The 17971-nt window shown below is 63.6% G+C and carries 21 protein-coding genes; 10 read left to right on the top strand and 11 right to left on the bottom strand.

What is annotated here, in order from left to right:
• Nucleotides 1-116 precede the first annotated feature (116 nt).
• Complete coding sequence (locus tag IB277_RS02215) at nt 117-701, top strand: dihydrofolate reductase family protein (RefSeq protein WP_090294818.1); 585 nt, start codon at nt 117-119, stop codon at nt 699-701.
• Here IB277_RS02215 and IB277_RS02220 read toward each other — a convergent pair.
• A complete protein-coding gene (locus IB277_RS02220) occupies nt 677-1057 on the bottom strand; it encodes an MmcQ/YjbR family DNA-binding protein (protein WP_034789228.1) in 381 nt (126 codons plus the stop codon). The genes IB277_RS02215 and IB277_RS02220 overlap by 25 nt on opposite strands.
• A 40-nt stretch (nt 1058-1097) precedes the next feature.
• Nucleotides 1098-1292, bottom strand: a complete 195-nt coding sequence (locus IB277_RS02225) for a hypothetical protein (protein ID WP_034789229.1) — start codon at nt 1290-1292, stop codon at nt 1098-1100.
• Between the two features lie 89 nt (nt 1293-1381).
• On the opposite strand from IB277_RS02225, the gene IB277_RS02230 reads away from it, so the two are divergent.
• Complete coding sequence (locus IB277_RS02230) at nt 1382-2320, top strand: LysR substrate-binding domain-containing protein (protein ID WP_034789230.1); 939 nt, start codon at nt 1382-1384, stop codon at nt 2318-2320.
• Nucleotides 2321-2349: 29 nt separating this feature from the next.
• Here the strand turns inward: IB277_RS02230 and IB277_RS02235 are convergent, their stop codons facing one another.
• Complete coding sequence (locus tag IB277_RS02235) at nt 2350-3012, bottom strand: glutathione S-transferase family protein (protein ID WP_090294718.1); 663 nt, start codon at nt 3010-3012, stop codon at nt 2350-2352.
• A 197-nt stretch (nt 3013-3209) separates the two neighbouring features.
• Between IB277_RS02235 and IB277_RS02240 the strand changes: the two genes are divergently transcribed.
• The 4 genes from IB277_RS02240 (at nt 3210) to IB277_RS02255 (ending at nt 8509) form a co-directional block, all read left to right on the top strand.
• A complete protein-coding gene (locus IB277_RS02240; RefSeq protein ID WP_060644840.1) occupies nt 3210-3578 on the top strand; it encodes a hypothetical protein in 369 nt (122 codons plus the stop codon).
• A gap of 124 nt (nt 3579-3702) precedes the next feature.
• On the top strand, nt 3703-5073 hold the full coding sequence (locus IB277_RS02245) for a PepSY domain-containing protein (protein WP_090294717.1): 1371 nt from the start codon (nt 3703-3705) through the stop codon (nt 5071-5073).
• Between the two features lie 174 nt (nt 5074-5247).
• The gene (locus IB277_RS02250) at nt 5248-7581 is read left to right on the top strand and encodes a bifunctional diguanylate cyclase/phosphodiesterase (RefSeq protein WP_060584241.1); all 2334 of its coding nucleotides are present in this window, start codon (nt 5248-5250) and stop codon (nt 7579-7581) included.
• A 139-nt stretch (nt 7582-7720) separates the two neighbouring features.
• Complete coding sequence (locus tag IB277_RS02255) at nt 7721-8509, top strand: L,D-transpeptidase family protein (RefSeq protein WP_034789236.1); 789 nt, start codon at nt 7721-7723, stop codon at nt 8507-8509.
• 74 nt (nt 8510-8583) lie between these two features.
• On the opposite strand, the gene IB277_RS02260 is transcribed toward IB277_RS02255, so the two are convergent.
• Nucleotides 8584-9060 (bottom strand): MarR family winged helix-turn-helix transcriptional regulator, encoded by a 477-nt coding sequence (locus IB277_RS02260; RefSeq protein WP_090294715.1) that lies wholly within the window; start codon nt 9058-9060, stop codon nt 8584-8586.
• A gap of 116 nt (nt 9061-9176) precedes the next feature.
• On the opposite strand from IB277_RS02260, the gene IB277_RS02265 reads away from it, so the two are divergent.
• Nucleotides 9177-9599, top strand: coding sequence for an organic hydroperoxide resistance protein (locus IB277_RS02265; protein ID WP_090294713.1), 423 nt, complete (start codon nt 9177-9179; stop codon nt 9597-9599).
• An 88-nt stretch (nt 9600-9687) separates the two neighbouring features.
• On the opposite strand, the gene IB277_RS02270 is transcribed toward IB277_RS02265, so the two are convergent.
• Complete coding sequence (locus tag IB277_RS02270; RefSeq protein ID WP_060584245.1) at nt 9688-9975, bottom strand: DUF1236 domain-containing protein; 288 nt, start codon at nt 9973-9975, stop codon at nt 9688-9690.
• Nucleotides 9976-10113: 138 nt separating this feature from the next.
• Between IB277_RS02270 and IB277_RS02275 the strand changes: the two genes are divergently transcribed.
• Nucleotides 10114-10371: a hypothetical protein gene (locus IB277_RS02275; RefSeq protein WP_060516252.1), complete on the top strand. Its 258-nt coding sequence runs from the start codon at nt 10114-10116 to the stop codon at nt 10369-10371.
• Nucleotides 10372-10429: 58 nt separating this feature from the next.
• On the opposite strand, the gene IB277_RS02280 is transcribed toward IB277_RS02275, so the two are convergent.
• Both IB277_RS02280 and IB277_RS02285 read right to left on the bottom strand, forming a co-directional pair.
• The gene (locus IB277_RS02280) at nt 10430-10651 is read right to left on the bottom strand and encodes an alkylphosphonate utilization protein (RefSeq protein ID WP_110818476.1); all 222 of its coding nucleotides are present in this window, start codon (nt 10649-10651) and stop codon (nt 10430-10432) included.
• 80 nt (nt 10652-10731) lie between these two features.
• Nucleotides 10732-12306, bottom strand: coding sequence for a helicase HerA-like C-terminal domain-containing protein (locus IB277_RS02285; RefSeq protein ID WP_060516251.1), 1575 nt, complete (start codon nt 12304-12306; stop codon nt 10732-10734).
• 250 nt (nt 12307-12556) lie between these two features.
• On the opposite strand from IB277_RS02285, the gene IB277_RS02290 reads away from it, so the two are divergent.
• On the top strand, nt 12557-12949 hold the full coding sequence (locus IB277_RS02290; protein ID WP_034789243.1) for a hypothetical protein: 393 nt from the start codon (nt 12557-12559) through the stop codon (nt 12947-12949).
• Between the two features lie 75 nt (nt 12950-13024).
• On the opposite strand, the gene IB277_RS02295 is transcribed toward IB277_RS02290, so the two are convergent.
• Together IB277_RS02295 and wrbA are read right to left on the bottom strand one after the other, a co-directional pair.
• A complete protein-coding gene (locus IB277_RS02295) occupies nt 13025-14227 on the bottom strand; it encodes a CynX/NimT family MFS transporter (protein ID WP_090294711.1) in 1203 nt (400 codons plus the stop codon).
• Nucleotides 14227-14859: an NAD(P)H:quinone oxidoreductase gene (gene wrbA, locus IB277_RS02300; RefSeq protein ID WP_192370707.1), complete on the bottom strand. Its 633-nt coding sequence runs from the start codon at nt 14857-14859 to the stop codon at nt 14227-14229. The genes IB277_RS02295 and wrbA overlap by 1 nt, the downstream gene beginning before the upstream one ends.
• A 108-nt stretch (nt 14860-14967) precedes the next feature.
• On the opposite strand from wrbA, the gene IB277_RS02305 reads away from it, so the two are divergent.
• On the top strand, nt 14968-15879 hold the full coding sequence (locus tag IB277_RS02305; protein WP_090294814.1) for a LysR family transcriptional regulator: 912 nt from the start codon (nt 14968-14970) through the stop codon (nt 15877-15879).
• On the opposite strand, the gene IB277_RS02310 is transcribed toward IB277_RS02305, so the two are convergent.
• Together IB277_RS02310 and IB277_RS02315 are read right to left on the bottom strand one after the other, a co-directional pair.
• On the bottom strand, nt 15876-17036 hold the full coding sequence (locus IB277_RS02310; protein ID WP_090294710.1) for an MFS transporter: 1161 nt from the start codon (nt 17034-17036) through the stop codon (nt 15876-15878). The two genes, IB277_RS02305 and IB277_RS02310, sit on opposite strands and share 4 nt — an antisense overlap.
• Nucleotides 17037-17129: 93 nt before the next feature.
• Complete coding sequence (locus IB277_RS02315) at nt 17130-17966, bottom strand: aldo/keto reductase (protein ID WP_090294708.1); 837 nt, start codon at nt 17964-17966, stop codon at nt 17130-17132.
• Nucleotides 17967-17971 lie beyond the last annotated feature (5 nt).

Raw genomic sequence — 17971 nt, forward strand, 5'->3', positions numbered from 1 at the left:
AAGAGCCGTCCGTTCGGCGACGTCCCTCGCGTAACCAGGATTATTTTGCCTGGGATGTCGGGCTTCCTGTCTGCCGCGCGTCCTTGGCGTGTAACGCCAACAGGGAGACAATGACGATGCGCAAGGTGGTTGCAGGCATGCAGATGTCCATCGACGGTCTGATCGACGGGCCGGATGGCTATACGGACTGGGTCGATTCCTGGTCGGATACGTTCGACCTCCTGCCCGAGATCGACGCCTGCGTCCTCGGGAACGGCATGTATTCGGGCTACGAGCAGTATTGGAGCGCGATCAAGCGCGACCCGCAAGCGCCGCTGGAGTTCACCGGCCAGTTGCCGACGCCCGAAGAAATCGAATATACGGACTTTGCGCTTGGCACGCCGCATTATGTCCTCTCGAAAACCCGTTCCGACGTCGAATGGGAAAACGCCAGGATCGTGCGCGACGTCTCCGAAATCGAGACGCTCAGGCAGGCGCCGGGCCGCACTATCTATGTCGTCGGCGGCGCGCGCACGGTGTCGAGCCTGATGGACCACGGCCTGATCGACGAACTGCGTCTCACCATCCACCCGCTCGTGGTCGGCAAGGGCAAGGCGCTGTTCGACACCGTGGCGGAGCGCCATCATGTGCAGCTCGATAACGTGAAGCGACTGGATGGTGGCAAGGTCTGCCTGGTCTACAAGGTCGGCGGCGGAGCCTGACCTGGCTCGAGGAAGCTCGCGGCGAGCCGCCTTGGCGCCTTCTCGCGCCAGGCGGCAACCAGCCGCCCGGTTAGGCTTTGGTCGTCGATTTCCGAAAGCCGCACCAGCATAGCGGGCCAGCCCTTGTAGTGATCCGTTTGAAAGTAGAGCCCCGGGTCGAGCTCCAGCAGCATTTCCTTTTCTTCGAGCGCGCACATGACGACCAGCGTCTCGCCATCCTTCATGCGCACAAAACTCTTGTCTTTCACCAGCAGCGCCGGCGTACCGTAGGACGTGCCGATCGTCACTTCGGGCAGGCCTGCGGCCTCCGCCAGCCTGACGACACGGATGAAGTTGCGCTCGAGATCGTCGCTCATCCGGCCAGCATATCATAGTGCAGCTTCAAAGCCGCAGGTCCTAGAGGCGGCTGCCGGTGCACTCCGCCGTGCGTGGCCACGGCCAGCCCGGGAAGGGCAGGTCACCGAGTTCGCGCCCATCCATCCGTTCGAGATCCGGATGCTGCAGCGGATCGCGCGCCCAGGCGAGCGGCGCATCGTCCTTTCGGTCGTCGGATGTTTTGAGCGGCGTCAGTTTCGAGAGAAGCCTAAACATGGCGGACCATCCTTTCGATGCTTGGATGATCCGCCTGTCCTGTCATCTTTTCAATTGAGAATGGCAGAGATCGTGTTTAGAAAAACTATATGAGAGATCTGAACACGGTACATTTGAACGGGCTGCGCGCCGTCGAGGCTGCCGGCAGGCTGGGATCGCTGGCCGCCGCGGCGGACGAATTGGGCGTGACCCCTGGCGCCGTCAGCCAGCAGATTGCCAAGGCGGAGGCCCAGCTCGGCCGCGTGTTGTTCGAGCGCACCCCGCGCGGCCTCCTGCCCACCGATTTCGGCGAGCGCTTCCTCGCGCGCATCAGCAACGCCTTTCACGAGCTGGCAGAGGCCGTGGCTTCAGCGCGCCGCCGCGACGAGTCGGTGCTGACCATCTCGGTCGCGCCGGTCTTTGCCGCCCGCTGGCTGGTCTATCGGCTCAACCGTTTTGCCGAACGCCATCCCGACATTCGCCTGCGCATCGACGCGACGACAAAGCTCGTCAATCTCGACACGTCGGATGTGGATGTCGGCATTCGCGTTGGTACGGGCGAGTGGCCGGGCGTGAAATCCGAGCCGCTGTTGCAGCAGGAGGTTTTTCCGGTCTGTTCGCCGGCCATGGCCGAAGGGCTTCGGAAGCCTGCAGATATTCTAAAACTGCCCGCTGTTATTGACGGCCATTCGATGTTCAGCTGGGAGGTGTGGCTCCGCGAAGTCGGGCTCTCGGGCGCGGAAGTGAACGTGCGCCACACCTTCAATGAGGCGTCGCTGGTGCTCGATGCCGCGATCTCCGGCCAGGGGGTGATGCTCGCCTGGCAGACACTCGCCGGCTTTGCGATCGCGCAGGGCAGCCTTGTGGTACCGTTCGGCATCCGGGTGCCGACGGGCTTCGGCCACTACTTCGTCAGCGCGCCGTCACGGCGCGAAAGCAAGGCCGCCAAGGCGTTCAAGCGCTGGGTTCGTGATGAGGTGGAGGAGGGCATGCGCCTGCTCGACATCAAGGCGCCGCGCGTTCGCTTCGACGCGGCGACCATGGGCTGATCGCAGGGAGGCCCCCCCTTATTGACCGCTCAGTCCGCCAGTTCTTTCAGGCGTTCTTCCATCATCGCCTTGAAGGCCGGGCGGGCATGGCAACGGGCAAGCCAGGCCGAAACCCGCGGATGCTTGTCGAACAGCTGCGTCTGGCTCATGGCGTAGCGGAAGACCTCCGCAAGATTGAGGTCGGCGACGGTGAAGCGATCGCCGACGAGATAGTCGCGTCCGTCGAGGTGGCTTTCCATGCGGGCAAAGACCTTGTCGAGCGACGTCACGCATCTGGCGATCATCGCCTTGCCTTCATCCGTGTTCTCCGCGCCGTAGTCGTAGGTCAGGATGATCTCGACGGTGTGCGGCTCGACCTCGGTCGCCGCCCACATCGTCCAGTTGCCGATCAAGCCTTCCTCGGCGATATCGGCAGGCGCCAGTGGGCCGCCATACTTGCGCGCGAGATAGAGATTGTTGGCAAGCGATTCCGTCAGCACCACGCCATCATCCTCGATCGCCGGGATCAGCCCCATCGGATTGACGGCGAGGAAGGCGAGCGACTTGGTGTTGATCGGCGCATCAGCAGCCAACGGATCGGCGACGCGGCGTGCCTGGATGACCGGTACCGATTGGAAAGGGATGCCGAGTTCCCGCGCCATCCAGTAATTGCGCGATGCGCGCGAGCGATAAACCCCATAGATCGTCAGCATGCCGTGTTCCTCCCGTCCTGTGTTGTCGCCTGTCTTAGGCAAGCACCGGGAGTGACGGAAGCGGGCGGCGCTGATAGCACACATGAAATCTTTTGATGGTCCGTGCGGCGCTTTGCCGACTTGCGTTTGCGGACGCAGATCTTTAGCTGTCGCACGTCGATTTGGGGATGCGTTTGGCAAGGCTTTTAGGGGATCGGTTGACGAACTTGGCGGCGCGCATGCTTTGCGCGCTGGTCCTCGTCGTTTCGGCCTTGATCCAGCAACCGGCCGCCGCCATGCCGCGGTCGCCGGATGCGATCGCCTACGTCCTCCCGGATGGCAGCCTTGCCGATCTTTGCCTCTCTGGCCACGACGATCCCGATGGAAAAGGTGGCACGAAGGGCCACGGCTGCCAGTCCTGCTGCCTGGTTGCGCCCGCCGACCTGCCGGCGCCTTACCCGATCGTCTTGCCGTCGCAAGCCCGCGCGCGCCCGCTTTCCGTTCCAGCCGGCGATTTCGGTTTCGTTCGCTCGGTGCTCTTAACCGGAGCGGGGCCAAGGGCGCCACCAACGGTTTTCTCCACCTGATACGCGCTTGAACGACAGCTGATTGGCCTTGCGGCGTCCATCTTCGACACGCATTGCCGTGATCGGCGGTCGTCCCGATCACCAAGAGGCGAAGCCGTGCAAACGGTCCTTCCCGGAGAAAACCATGACAACCGCATCCTTCACCAATGCCGTGGACAGCCCCGCGGCCACAGAGCGCGGCATCTCGCTCTACCGCGCCATCTGGCGCTGGCACTTCTTTGCCGGCCTGCTCGTCATCCCCTTCATGATCAGCCTGGCGCTGACCGGGGGGCTTTATCTGTTCAACGACGAGATCGACGATACCGTCTTTGCTTACCGCAACGTCGTGCCAGTGGGCGCCGAACGGATGTCGCCCTCGGCGATCGTCGCGACGGCGGTGGAGTCCGTGCCGGGCAGCGCGGCCGTCTCCTATCGCACGCCGGCCGGCGCGGATCGCTCCGCACGCGTCACCGTCGGCATCGGCAAGGCGCGCATGCTGGTCTTCGTCGATCCCTACACCGGCGCGATCCTCGACCGGGTCGCGCCATCGGAGGAGTTCAACCAAGTGGTCGAGGACCTGCACAGCCTCGACTATTTCGGCAAGTCGGTCGAAACAATCATCGAGATCGTTGCGGGCTTTGCCATCCTGTTGGTCTTCACCGGCATCTATCTCTGGTGGCCGCGCCAGCAGACCGGCGGTGTGTTGACCGTGCGCGGCACGCCGGCACGCCGGGTGTTCTGGCGCGATCTCCATGCGGTGACCGGTATCGGCGCCGGCCTGCTGATCGTCTTTCTCGCCTTCTCCGGGCTTCTGTGGTCCGGCTATTGGGGTGCAACGGTCAACGGCAAGCTGACGGCGATGGGGCTCGGCTATCCGGCAGCGCTTTGGGATGAGGTCCCGACCTCCAGCAAGGTGTCGACCGACGTGTTGCCCAGGGCCAATTGGCTGATGGAAAACGCGCCGGTTCCGGCGTCCAGCGGTGGCGCGGGCGAGCGGGTCGGGATCGATCGCGCCGTCGCGATCGCGGATGCTGAGGGCATGCTGCCCGGCTACGAGCTCGCGATCCCGCTCGACGAGACCGCCGTCTATACGGCCGCCATCTTTCCCGCCGACCTTGCGCGGGAGCGCACGATCCATATCGATCAATATTCCGGCAAGCCGCTCGTCGACATTTCCTTTGGCGATTACCCGGCGTTCGGCAAGGCCATCGAATGGAGCATCAACGTGCACAAGGGGCAGGAATGGGGGCGCGTCAACCAGCTCCTGATGCTGGCCGCCTGCATTTCTATCGTGCTCGTTTCCCTTTCCGCCGTCATCATGTGGTGGAAGCGGCGCCCGGCGGGACGCATCGGCGTGCCCCCGATGCCGCCGCGGCGCAGCGTCTATGTGGGCTTGTGGCTCATGGCCATTGTCTTCGGGCTGGCGTTTCCGTTGACGGGCATCGCGATCGTCGTCATGGTGATCGTCGATCAATTGCTGATGCGCGTTGCACCGGTGCGCCGGCGGTTGTCCTGAACGGGCATTAAGGGGTGGCGTCATCCACCCCTTCTATCGCCTCTTGCAACTTGACCGTTGCAACCTCTACACGATTTTTCTACAGTTATTTAGGAAGAGCTAACTCTTGCTCGTCTAACGTGAAGTGGGGAAAGATCGACCAGCGACGCGGCGAAGAGCGTCGGGAGGCCTTGCTTGGCGAAGAACACGTCCCGCAATCCGCGATATGCCGCTCTCAATGCCGGCGGCAACGCGGAAACGCGCCGCCTGATCGACGCCAGCAATCGGCTGGCCGAGGAGGTCGCGCGCATCTTTCCGAGCGAACCCGATATCGCCGATCGCCACTACTGGTTGGAGACCATCATCAACCACGTGCCGGACTACATCTACGCCAAGGATGTGGAGGGGCGGTTCCTGATCGCCAATCAGGTGACGGTTGCCGACAACGGGCTCGAAGCCATGAAGGATATCGTCGGCAAGACCGATTTCGATCTCCATCCGCCGCAGATGGCCAAGGCGATTGCCGACATTGAGCGTCGCGTCATCGAAACCGGCGAGCCGATCTTCGGCATCGAGGAACGGGCCATCGTTAGCAAGGGCCGCGATCGCTGGCTGATGACCTCCAAGGTGCCGCTGCGCAACAAGAGCGGCAAGATCGTCGGCATCGTCGGCGTTTCGCGTGACATCTCCGACCGCAAGGCGGCCGAGCGGCTGCTCGAAGGGCAGGCGCGCCTGCTTGAGATGATCGCCAACGGCCGGCCGCTCGACGCCTTCTTCCGCGACATGATCCTGTTGATCGAAGCCTTGATGCCGGGCATCAAGGGCTCGGTGCTGCTGCTGTCGCCCGATGGCCGCTATCTCTTCCACGGCGCAGCGCCAAGCCTCGACGAGGCCTATTGCGCGACCATCCACGGCGTCGAGATCGGCCCGCGCATGGGCTCCTGCGGCACGGCCGCCTGGCGCGGCGAGCAGGTGATCGTCTCGGATATTCAGGTCGATCCGCTCTGGGACGATTATCGCGAGCTGGTGCTTCCCTACGGCTTCCGCTCCTGTTGGTCGACCCCGATCCATTCGCGTGAGCGCAAGGTGCTCGGCACCTTCGCGCTCTATTCCGATGTCGTCGGCGTGCCCGACGACGGACAAAAGGAACTGATCGCCATGGCGGCGCATCTCGCCGGCATCGCGATCGAGCGCAAGCAGGCGGAAGATCGCATCAGCTTCATGGCGCACCACGACGCGCTGACCGGTCTGCCCAACCGCGCACAGTTCGAGGAACAGGTCGCCGAGGCGCTGGAAGCCCTGCGCGGCAGCGGCCAGTGGGCGGTGCTCGCCTTCCTCGATCTCGACAATTTCAAGCTGGTCAACGATACGCTCGGCCACGCCGCCGGCGACGAACTCTTGAAGGTCACGGCCTCGCGCATGCGCGCTTCGGTGCGTAAGTCCGACATGGTCGTGCGGGTCGGCGGCGATGAATTCATCCTGCTTTTGAACGGGCTTCCCTGCGAGCGCGATATCGTGCTGGCTCGGCTCGAGGATATCCGGCGAGCGATCGCCGCGCCGATGCAGATCGAGGGCCGCAGCCTGCAGGTCACCTGCAGCATGGGGGTCGCCTGTTTTCCCAATCAGGGCAAGACGGTCGGCGAACTGCTCGCCAATGCCGACATGGCGATGTACCGGGCCAAGGAGCTCGGCCGCAACAACCTGCAGGTCTTCACCGAAGAGATGGCCGCCAAGGCGCATGAGAAGCTCAAGCAGCAGGAGGAGCTGCGCCAGGCGCTCGCGCGGCAAGAGTTCTTCCTGCAGTTCCAGCCGCAGATGAATCTGGCGACTGGCCGCGTTTTCGCGGCCGAAGCCTTGCTGCGCTGGCGCCACCCCGAACGCGGCACGGTCTCGCCGGCGGCGTTCATTCCGCTCGCCGAGGAAACCGGGCTGATCGTGCCGATCGGCGACTGGGTGCTGCGCGCGGCCTGCCGCCAGGCCAGGGCCTGGCAGGATGCCGGCCTGCCGCCGCTGATCATCAGTGTCAACGTTTCGGCGCGCCAGTTCCGTGAGCGCAACTGGGCCGCCCATGTCGCGGCAATTCTCACAGAGACCGGGCTTGACCCGTTCTGCCTCGAACTGGAACTGACCGAGAGCCTGATCATGCAGGATGTCCCTGGCGCGATCGCCACCATGCACGAGCTGCAGGCGATCGGGGTGCACCTGGCGATCGATGATTTCGGCACCGGCTATTCGAGCTTGAGCGCGCTCAAACGCTTCCCGGTGCGCCGACTGAAGATCGACCGGTCCTTCGTCGCCGACATTCCGACGGATCTCGACGACAACGCGATCACCGCCGCGATCATTTCGCTTGCGCGGAACCTCGGCCTTCGTGTCATTGCCGAGGGTGTGGAAAACCAGGCCCAGGTGGAATTCCTGCGCCAGAGCGGTTGCGACGAAATTCAGGGCTACTTCTTCAGCCGGCCGCTCTCGGCTCCGGATTTCGAGGCGCTGATGCTGCAGCCGCGGTTCAGTATCCACAGCGTTTGAGCCCTGCCACCCTCGCGACGCAAGCTTCGTTCCAGCCGTAAATGCAAGCATCGCCCCAATCCGTGGGGGCTGTGCGTAGCATTTCGTTAAGCAAATTCATGCAGCACTCCTCATGCCGCACTCAAGCCTCCAGAGTTCGATGTCCTCTTCAGTCCTTTTCTCCCGTCGCCAGTTTCTTCGCTCGTCCGGCGTGGCGCTCGCCTCCGCCGGTCTTGCGAGCTGCACTTCGTCGATGAACACGGATGTCTTTCGCTATGAGACGGCGCCGGTGTTCCGCAATCCAGCGGTCGAGGGACGGTTTACCGATCCGCGCGCCGAAGGCATCTATGAAAGGCAGGATGGCCCAGGGCCAGTTCCAACCGGTCTTCCACCGCAGGGCCTCTATGTCTCGGACATCTATGCCTCTGTAAGCGACAGTGGCTATCAGGTGCCGGAAATTCCCTATCGCCAGATCGACGCGCGCTTCTACCGCCAGGAGGTCAGCGATCCCTTCGGCGAGCAGCCGGGCACGATCGTCGTCGATACCGGCGACCGCTACCTCTATCTGATCCAGCCGGGTGGCCGGGCGCTGCGTTACGGCGTCGGCCTCGGTCGCGAGGGTTTTGCCTGGTCGGGTCGCGGCGTCATCCAGTGGAAGCAGAAGTGGCCGCGCTGGACCCCGCCGGACAGCATGGTCGCCCGCCAGCCACAGCTAAAGCCCTATTCGGCCCAGAACGGCGGCATGGCCCCAGGCCTCAACAATCCGCTTGGTTCGCGCGCGCTCTACATCTTCCAGAACGGCCAGGACACGCTTTACCGTGTTCACGGCACGCCGGAATGGAAGTCGATCGGCAAGGCGGTCTCGTCGGGCTGCGTGCGCATGCTCAACCAGGATGTCATGGATCTCTACGATCGCGTCCGCGGCAAGGCGCCGATCCTCGTTATCTGATGACGGGCAGGGACGGATATCCGCCCCTCACGTTTCCGCACAGCACCCACCGCGTCGAGCGGAAGGCAGGTCGGTCAATCCTCGCCGGGGCCGGCATTGAGCTGCCGCGTCAGCTGATGCAGCGTCTCGCGAATGTCTTCTGCTTGCTTCAGGCTGCATCCCGAGGCCCTGCTGATGCCGATCAGGATGCCGAAGGCCTCGTTTTTCAGGTCCTGGCCCTTGTCCGTCAGCCGCACGATCACCTGACGTTCGTCGCTCGGGTCGCGCTGGCGACCGACATAACCGGCTGCCTCCAGGCGCTTGAGAAGCGGCGACAACGTGCCTGAATCCAGACCGATCTCCTCGCCGATCCGCTTGACCGTCATCTCGTCCTGTTGCCAGAGCGCCAGGAGCACGAGATATTGGGGATAGGTGAGGCCGAAACGATCGAGCAGCGGCTTGTAGGCGCGGTTGAATGCATGCGCCGCAGAATAGACCGCAAAACACAGCTGCTTGCCGAGCGCGAGTGCTTCCTCGGGAATGGTGTCGCTATGTGCCGCCTTGTTCGCCATGCGTCATTGTCGCAAAAAGACGCTCGAAATGCAATTTGCAAAATTAATTTGCGTACAATTGAATTTTGCGCTATCTAAATCGCATTCACTCAGGAAACGCAAAGGAGACCCCGCCAATGCCCATTCTTTACCGCACCACTGCATCCGCAACCGGTGGCCGCGCCGGCCAGGCCAAAAGCGCCGACGGCGCGCTCGACGTCACGCTCACCGTTCCGAAGGAACTTGGCGGCGACGGCGCCCGCGGCACCAATCCCGAGCAGCTCTTTGCAGCCGGCTACTCGGCCTGCTTCCTCGGCGCACTGAAATTCGTGGCCGGCAAGGAGAAGGTAAAACTTCCGGAAGACACTACGGTGACGGGAACCGTCGGCATCGGTCCGCGCGAGGATGGCACCGGCTTCGGCATCGACGCTGCGCTCGAAATCTCTTCGCCGGGCGTCGACAAGGCCGTGCTCGAAGATCTCGTCCAGAAGGCGCATATCGTTTGCCCCTACAGCCATGCAACCAAGGGCAACATCGACGTCAAGCTGACCGTCGCCTGAGTTTCTCAGATTGAGCTCTTTCAGATCCCCTGTTGAAAGAAGCCCGGCGGTCTCCGTCGGGCTTCTTTTTCAGGCATGCTGTGCCGGTCTACTGCAGAACCTCGATGACCCGCCTGCTCTGCGGATCGACCAGCACCCTTTGCTGGTTGACGACGACATAGCCGTAGGTCGGTTGCTGCGGGATCGGGTAGACCTCGACCGTGTCGGGCAGGGGTTCGCCCACGACGACAGTGCCGTCATAGGTCACGGATGGGCTGGTTTGCTGAAGGACGTAGGTTTTGACCTCGCCGGGAACGATGACCGTCGTGGTCTGAGCCAGGGCGACGCCGGAAAAGGCAAGGCTTGCCACAAAACCGGCTAGGATGATTTTCTTCATGACAGTACCTCCTGTCCCTAGCCAACGGTCCGGCGACAGATTGGTTCCCCTGCCGCGGCGCGGGAACCTATGCCTCGACTGGGAGCTGCTGGAACCTATGCTCGGGCTGAGGAGTTGATGAGCAGGAGGTAAAATAGGATGATCGCCAGGCCGAAAACCAGAACCTGCGCGCTTGCGCAGCGAGAGCTCGAATGCGCGACCGCATTGCGCGAGGAGTTCCAACTGCTGACGGATCTCGCCGAGCGGGTAGGGTGGCATTGGGACGAGATCGCCTTGGCTCTGCTGGAGTTGACGGACGAATACGCCGCCACCCAGCGGGCCGCCGTTGCGGTGAGCGGGCGCCGCTTGAGCGCTTCACCCTCCCCAACACACGGCATTGACAAGACACGGCATTGATCGGCACGGCTGGCCGTCGGGTCATTTCGCCGTGCCGTTCCGGCATCCCGCGCGGGCCTTAAGCCTTCTTCAGAAATTCGGTGCGCATCACCCGACCCTTGGTCTTTTCGACGCGGCACTCGACTTCATCGGGGGAGGATGCGCTTGATCGGGGGAGGATGCGCTTGACCATCGTCCCGCGCTTCAGCGTCGTCGAGGTTCCCTTGCCTTTCAGGTCTTTGATCAGGGTGACGTTGTCGCCGTCCTTGAGGATGGCGCCGATTGAATCCTTCACATCCATGCGGATGTTCCAGAAATGACGACGCGCCCTGATTTGGTCAGGGCGCGTGGGAATGGATGGGCCGCGTCGGCCGGTCTTGGTTAGCGTCGGCTAAGGCTGCCGAGGATGCCGCGCACCAGGGCGCGGCCGACCTGGGTCGCGACTGTGCGGGCGACCGATTTCATCGCCGCTTCGACGACCGTCTCGCGCTGGTAGCCGGAGCTGCGAGGGCGCGCCTGCTTGCCGGCCGGTGCCGCCTGATCGTCGTCGCCAAAGCCCGGCAGCGTCCAGCGGCTGCCGCCGGTGCTCGCCTCGCTCGTCTGCTGCTCGGCCTGAGACTGTGCCTCGGCCTGTGCGTCGGCTGCCTTTTTGGCGCGCGCCGCTAGGATTTCGTAGGCCGATTCACGGTCGAAATCCTCATCGTAAAGCTCACGGACCGGGCTGACGTCCATGACCTTCTTCCGTTCGGCCTCCGTCAGGGGACCGACGCGGGACTGCGGCGGTCGCACCAGCGTACGCTCGACCATCGAGGGCGCGCCCTTGCCTTCGAGCGTGGAGACCAGAGCCTCGCCGGTGCCGAGATTGGTGATCACCGTGGCGCAGTCGAAATCCGGGTTCGGGCGGAAGGTGTCGGCGGCGGTCTTCACCGCCTTCTGGTCGCGTGGCGTATAGGCGCGCAGCGCGTGCTGAACGCGGTTTCCGAGCTGACCGAGAACCGTGTCCGGCACGTCGAGCGGGTTCTGGGTGACGAAATAGACGCCAACGCCCTTGGAGCGGATCAGGCGCACGACCTGTTCAACGCGCTCGATCAACGCCTTCGGCGCGTCGTTGAAGAGCAGATGCGCCTCGTCGAAGAAGAAGACCAGCTTCGGCTTGTCCGGGTCGCCCACTTCCGGCAGCTCCTCGAACAATTCCGACAGCAGCCAGAGCAGGAAGGTGGCGTAGAGCCGCGGGTTCATCATCAGCTTGTCGGCCGCCAGCACCGAGATCGCGCCGCGGCCGTCATTGGTGGTGCGCATGATGTCGGAAATCTTCAGCGCCGGCTCGCCGAAGAAATGTTCGGCGCCCTGCTGTTCGAGGATCAGCAGCTCGCGCTGAAGCGAGCCGACCGAGGACTTGGAAATGAAACCGAACTGATTGGAAAGCGTGCTGGCATTGTCGCCCATGTAGTTGAGCAGCGCCTGCAGATCCTTGAGGTCGAGCAGCGGCAGTCCGCCCTCATCGGCGATCTTGAAGGCGATGTTGAGCACGCCTTCCTGCGCGTCGGTCGCGTTCATAAGCCGCGACAGGAGCAGCGGGCCCATCTCCGACATGGTGGTGCGAACGCGATGGCCCTTCTCGCCGTAGATATCCCAGAAGATGACCGGGAATTCCTGAAACTCATAAGGATTGGTCGGCAGGCCGATCTGTTCGGCACGCTTCAGGATGAAATCCTTGGCCTCGCCGATCGCGCCGATGCCGGAGAGGTCGCCCTTGACGTCGGCGCAGAAGACCGGGACGCCAGCGTTGGAAAAGCCTTCGGCAAGCACCTGCAGGGTGATCGTCTTGCCGGTGCCGGTGGCGCCGGTGACCAGGCCGTGTCGATTGCCGAACTTGAGCTCCAGATACTCGCCCTTGTTGATCGAATCATCAGGCTTGCGGCTGGTGCCGATAAAGAGCTTGCCTTCTTCCAACATGTGGGCTTCATCTCCGTTTCATCAATGAAAGCGGGCGGTTCGCAGTGTCGCAGGGGCGCGCCGTCATCGAAATGTGCCTGGATTTCTGTTATAGGTGGTGCGGTTGCGCCCGGCAACAAGGCTGTGCCCATCCGCGACCGGAATGCGGCGATATCGACGGATCGATAGTCACGGCTCACGGCTTGTTATTTGGTGGGCGATCATTTACCTTGACGTCAACGTCAAAAATCCAAAATGAGGGAGTTTCTCCATGAATGAACTGGTCACGCGCGTTGCTGAAAATGTCGGCATCGAGCCGGCAACCGCCGAAAAGGCTGTCGGCATGATCCTCGGCTTCCTGCAGCGCGAAGCCGCCGACGGTCCGGTTGCCCAGATGATTGAAGCGATCCCGGGCGCGTCCGAACTGATCGCTCAGTACAACGGCGAAGGCACGGGCGGCGGCGGCCTGCTCGGCGGTCTGATGTCGGCAATCGGTGGTGGCGGCGTCATGGCGCTCGGCCAGCAGCTGATGAGCCAGGGCCTCGGCATGGGTGAAATCACCGGACTTGCAAAGGAAACCATCGCGTTCGCCAAGGAGAAGGCCGGCGCAGACGTGGTCGACGAAGTCGTCGCTTCGGTTCCGGGTCTCAGCCAGTTCGTCTGATACCGGCGACCCGAACGTAAAAAAGCGAAGCCCACCGGCGTCTGCCGGTGGGTTTTTTGTTGCCTGCGGCCCCTGTCAGCGTTCCGGCCTGCTTTCCCGTAGCGTCCGTTCGAGTGTGGGCGTCAGCCCGATGCAAAGAACGGCACTGGCGCCGATAAAAGCCGCACCCGATGTCCATCCGTAGAACTCGATCGCGGTTCCGACCGCGACGGGGCCGACGAGTTGCCCGAGATTGCTGCCCTGCATCAGCAGGCCCATCGCCATCGGCGCAAGCGCCGGACGTGGCGACAGGAGCGGCACCGATGAGATCAGCGTCGCCGGAATGAGCCCGCCGATCGCGGAAAACAGGATGCAGAGCGCCAGGATCAGATGTCCGCCTGATGGGCTCAGGAAGATCCAAAGGCCGGACACGCCGGTCAGCAACGCGGCGCTTGCGACCAGCCTGCCGCGGGCGAAGCCGCGGGACAGAAGATGGCCGGCGGCCAGATTGCCGAAGACGTTCACCAGCGTGATGACGGCGCTCAACAGGCCAACGGTTCCAAGCGAGACCTGCAGGCGCTCGATCAGCAGGATCGGCAGAAAGCTGGAAAGCGTGAAGCTCATCAGGCTGTAGAGCGAAAACAGCGCGAAGAGCAGCACGGGCCCGCGGCTCGTCAGCGTTTCCGCGGCATCATCCCGGAAGCGGGTGGCGACACGGGGCGTTTGCCGGGATGGCGACACTGCCAGAAAGATGGAGGCGAGGCTCGCAAGCGTGAGCAGCCCGTTGCTCCACCAGATCGCCTGCCAACCGGCAAAGGCGGGCCCGGTCAGCATGGCGATCGCCATGCCCGCGGGCATGAAACAGCTCCAGAGCGCAAAGACGAGGTCGCTGCGCTCCTGCGTCACCAGGCGCATGAGGATGGCGGGGCCGGCGACGACGACAAGCAGAAAGCCGAAGCCCTCGATGATGCGCGACAGCAGAAGCAGCGTGAATGCTGGGCTCGCCGCGCCGGCAAAGGAACCGAACGCCAGCAGCGCCATGCCGATGCCAAGCAGGCGCCGGTCGCCGACAGCTGTGACGAACGCGCCGGCTGCCATGCCCCCGACGACGCCAACGACTGCGAAGACGGAGGTGATCCAGCCGAGGGCAGAAAGGTTGAGCCCAAGATCGGATTGAAGCAGCGGGCCTGCAATCAGCCCCTTGCCCACCTGCATCGCCGCGACCACGCCGGCCGCAACAACGGTCATCACGCCCGACCAATCGGTTCTTTCGCGAACAAAGGCTGCGGCCGTGGCCATCAGGCGATCTCCCCAACGCGGGTGCGTCCGGCAACCAGCGCTGCCGCCAGTTCCGCCACGTGGCGCCCCTGGAAGCGTGCGCCTTCCAGTTCGTTGGCGCTCGGCTGCCGGTCGCCGCCGTTGCCGTCATCGGCCAGCGTCGAGGCGCCATAGGGTGATCCGCCGGTGATTTCGTCCATGCGCATCTGGCCTTTGAAGCTGTAGGGAAGGCCGGTGATCACCATTCCGAGATGCAGCAGTACGGTATGCGTGGCGAGTATCGTCGATTCCTGGCCGCCATGCTGGCTTCCGGTCGAGGTAAAAACGCTGCCGATACGCCCGACCAGGGCATCGCGCGCCCAGATCCCACCCGCCTGGTCGAGAAAGTCCTTCATCTGGGCAGCCATGTTGCCGAACCGTGTCGGCGTGCCGATGATGATCGCGTCATAGTCGGGCAGTTCGGCGACTGTTGCCACCGGCGCATCGTGGTTGCGCTTGTAGCCGGCCTTGACGGCCACGGCTTCCGGGACGATTTCCGGCACGCGCTTGAGCGCGACGGTGGCGCCGGCGGTGCGCGCACCCTCGGCGACGGCCTTCGCCATGGTCTCGATGTGGCCGTAGGAGGAATAGTAGAGCACGAGCACCTTGGTCATTTCGGTTTCCTTTTTGTGGGCGGCATTGCCGTTCACAGAAAAGATGGGTGCTTTTCTCGATCTCTTGGAGTGATATAATTTTCATCAAGATGATCTATGGAATCGATCATGCTCGATGCCCTTACTCTCGATCAGATGCGGACCTTCGTGACCGTCGCCGAAAGCGGAAGCTTCCGCGCCGGCGCCGCCAGGCTCTCACGGGTGCAATCGGCCGTCAGCCACGCCATCGCCAACATGGAGGCCGAACTGGGGGTCGCCCTTTTCGACCGTTCCGGCCACCGGCCGGTCCTGACGGCGGAAGGGCATGCGCTGCTCGCCAATGCGCGCGACATCCTGTTGCGGGTGGACGCGATGCGCGCCCGGGCACGCGGGCTCGGCGAAGGCATCGAGCTTGAGCTTTCTCTGGTCGTCGATACGCTGTTTCCGATCGAGACCGTCGGCCTGGCGCTGAAGGAGATGCGCGGCGCCTATCCGGATGTGTCGATCCGGCTTGCGGTCCTGCCGCTCGGTGGGCCGCTCGACGGCCTGGTCGATCGCCGCTTCACGCTCGGCATCACTGTCGGCGAAGATTTCCGCGACCCGTCGATCGCCCGTCGGGCGCTTGCGACGGTCGAACTCGTCGCGGTCGTTGCCGCAAATCATCCCTTGGGGCTGCGCGCAGGGGGAGACGTGCTCGACAATGCCGAGCTTGCGGACCATCTGCAGATCGTCCTGTCGGATCAGTCGCAGCGCACGGTCGGGCGCGACTACGGCGTGCTCTCGCCGCAAACCTGCCGTGTCAGCAGCCAGGACACAAAACATGCGATGATCCGCTCGGGCCTCGGCTGGGGTCGATTGCCGTTCTGGCAGGTGGAGCGCGACCTTGCGGAAGGCCGGCTCGTGCGCATGCCGACGGCCGCCCTTGGCCGCAACAGCCAGGTGGGGGCCGAAGCCTATCTCGTTCACCGGATCGACGAGCCGCTCGGGCCGGCCGCCCGCGTCTTCAACGAGGCTCTCGCCCGGATCTGCGCGGAGGGCTAGCGTCGGCCGTTGAGCGCGAAGGCAAGCGTGAAGACCACCAGCACGACGCCCACGCCGATCGGGCCAGCGATCGGGTTGATAAAGTTCATCAGCGCGCCGGTCGCGCCGGATCCAGCCGCGCTGCCGGCGGCATAGGCGAGCGAAAAGGCGGCACTGCCGGCAACCAGCATGCTGCCGCGATACTCTTCCCCGAGCATGGTGAGCGCCGCCGTATAGAGCGCGAAGCTCGCCGCGCCGATGAAGGCGAAGGTCAGAAGCAGAGCGATATCGGACGACAGCAACGGCACGAGCAGATAGCCGCTGGCAGCGATCGCGGCCGCCGAGATCGCCACCCAGCGGCGCGGCAGGCGGTCGAGAAGCACGCCGATGAAAGGCTGTGCCACAGCTGTCGGTATCGCCAGCGCCGTTACGCTCAGCGCGGCAAAGGCCTGGCTGTGGCCGGTCTTGACGAAATAGACCGGCATCGCCGAGATCGCGGCGATATCGGCAAATCCGAACATCAGCACCATGAGGATCAGCATCGGCGCCTTCCCGAAAAAGGCGAAGAGGTCCCGCGTCGAGGACGGCTCGGGCCGGGTGCGGGCGCCCATGGTCAGCAGCCCAGTGAGGAAGGCGACGAGTGCGATATAGATCGCCAAGAGGGCAAAGCCGAGACCGCCGCTGGTGCCGAGCAGCGGGATCGCCAGCGGACCGGCCGCAAAGCCGCCGCACATGCCGGCCCCATAGAGGCCGGAGACGCGGCCGCGCAGTCGGTCCGGGCAGGCGGTGTTCAGCCACGCTTCACCAAGCATGAAGACCATGCTGACGAAGAAACCGAGGGCAAAGCGGGCGATAAACCAGATGACGAGTTCCGACGTCGAGGCAAGTGTCGCGAGACAGATGGAACAGCCGATGAGGCTGGCGATGATCAGCTTGTCGGCCGAGGCGAGCCGCGTCAGCCGGCCGAGAATAAGTGTCGCAACACCGAGACCGGCGGCAAAGCCCATGGCATTGAGGCCGATCATGCCGGCCGAAACGCCGCGGCTCTCAAGCGAAAGCGAGATCAGCGGATAGGTGAGCCCCTGCGCCACCGAGAAAGCGGTGACACCGAGAACGACGGCGATAATCGCCGGCCAGTCGGGAGCAAAATCGCTCGCCTGTGCCTCGTGCAACGACATCGCCCCCTCCCTACGATCCGTGTCCTTGAGGCGATGTCCATATCGTATCCACCGCCGGCAGGGAATTGGCCGGCGGCGAAATGATTGCGTTCGTTAAGCAGCCTTGTCCCAGACGGGGGCAAGGCCTTCCGGGTTGACGATGCGGCCGTCGGCACGCGCAAGGGCGTGGATTTCGGCCATTTCGCCGTCGCCGAGCGCAAAGTCGAAGATCGCGAAATTTTCCTTCAGGCGATCGATCGTCGCGGTCTTTGAAAGGGTGATCACGTCCTTCTGCTGCACGAGCCAGCGCAGCGCTACTTGCGCGGCCGTCTTGCCGTGGCGGGCACCGATCTCCTTCAAGAGTGGATCGCTCGGCACCTTGCCGTTCGCCATCGCATAGTAGGCGGTGATCGACATGCCGTGCTTGCGGGCGGTCTGAAGCACCTTGGTCTGATCAAGATACGGGTGGTACTCGACCTGGTTGGTGGCGATCGGCGCGTCGCTCAGCTTCACGGCCTCTTCCATCTGCGCCGTGTTGAAGTTGCTGACCCCGATGTGGCGAACCTTGCCGGCCTTGTGCACTTCGTTGAGAGCGCCGATGCGCTCGGCCATCGGCACGTCGCTGCCGCCCGGCCAGTGCAGGAGAAGCAGGTCGACATGGTCGGTCCGCAGCTTCTTCAGGCTTTCGTCGACCGAGGCGAGGAAGTCGCGATGGGCATATTTGTCGACCCAGACCTTGGTGGTGAGGAAGATATCGGCGCGTGACACGCCGGAATTATGGATGGCCTCGCCGACTTCGGCCTCGTTGCCGTAGATCTGCGCCGTATCGACGTGATGGAATCCGAGCTTCAGGGCTTCCGGCAGAACGCGCAGCACATCGGCACCGGGCATGCGGAAAGTGCCGAAGCCGAGCGCCGGAATGTTGGCGCCGTTGGAATTGACGGAATGCATCGTGG

Origin of the sequence: Ensifer sp. ENS07 (assembly GCF_014852185.1) — a bacterium.
Classification (GTDB): Bacteria; Pseudomonadota; Alphaproteobacteria; order Rhizobiales; family Rhizobiaceae; genus Ensifer; species Ensifer adhaerens.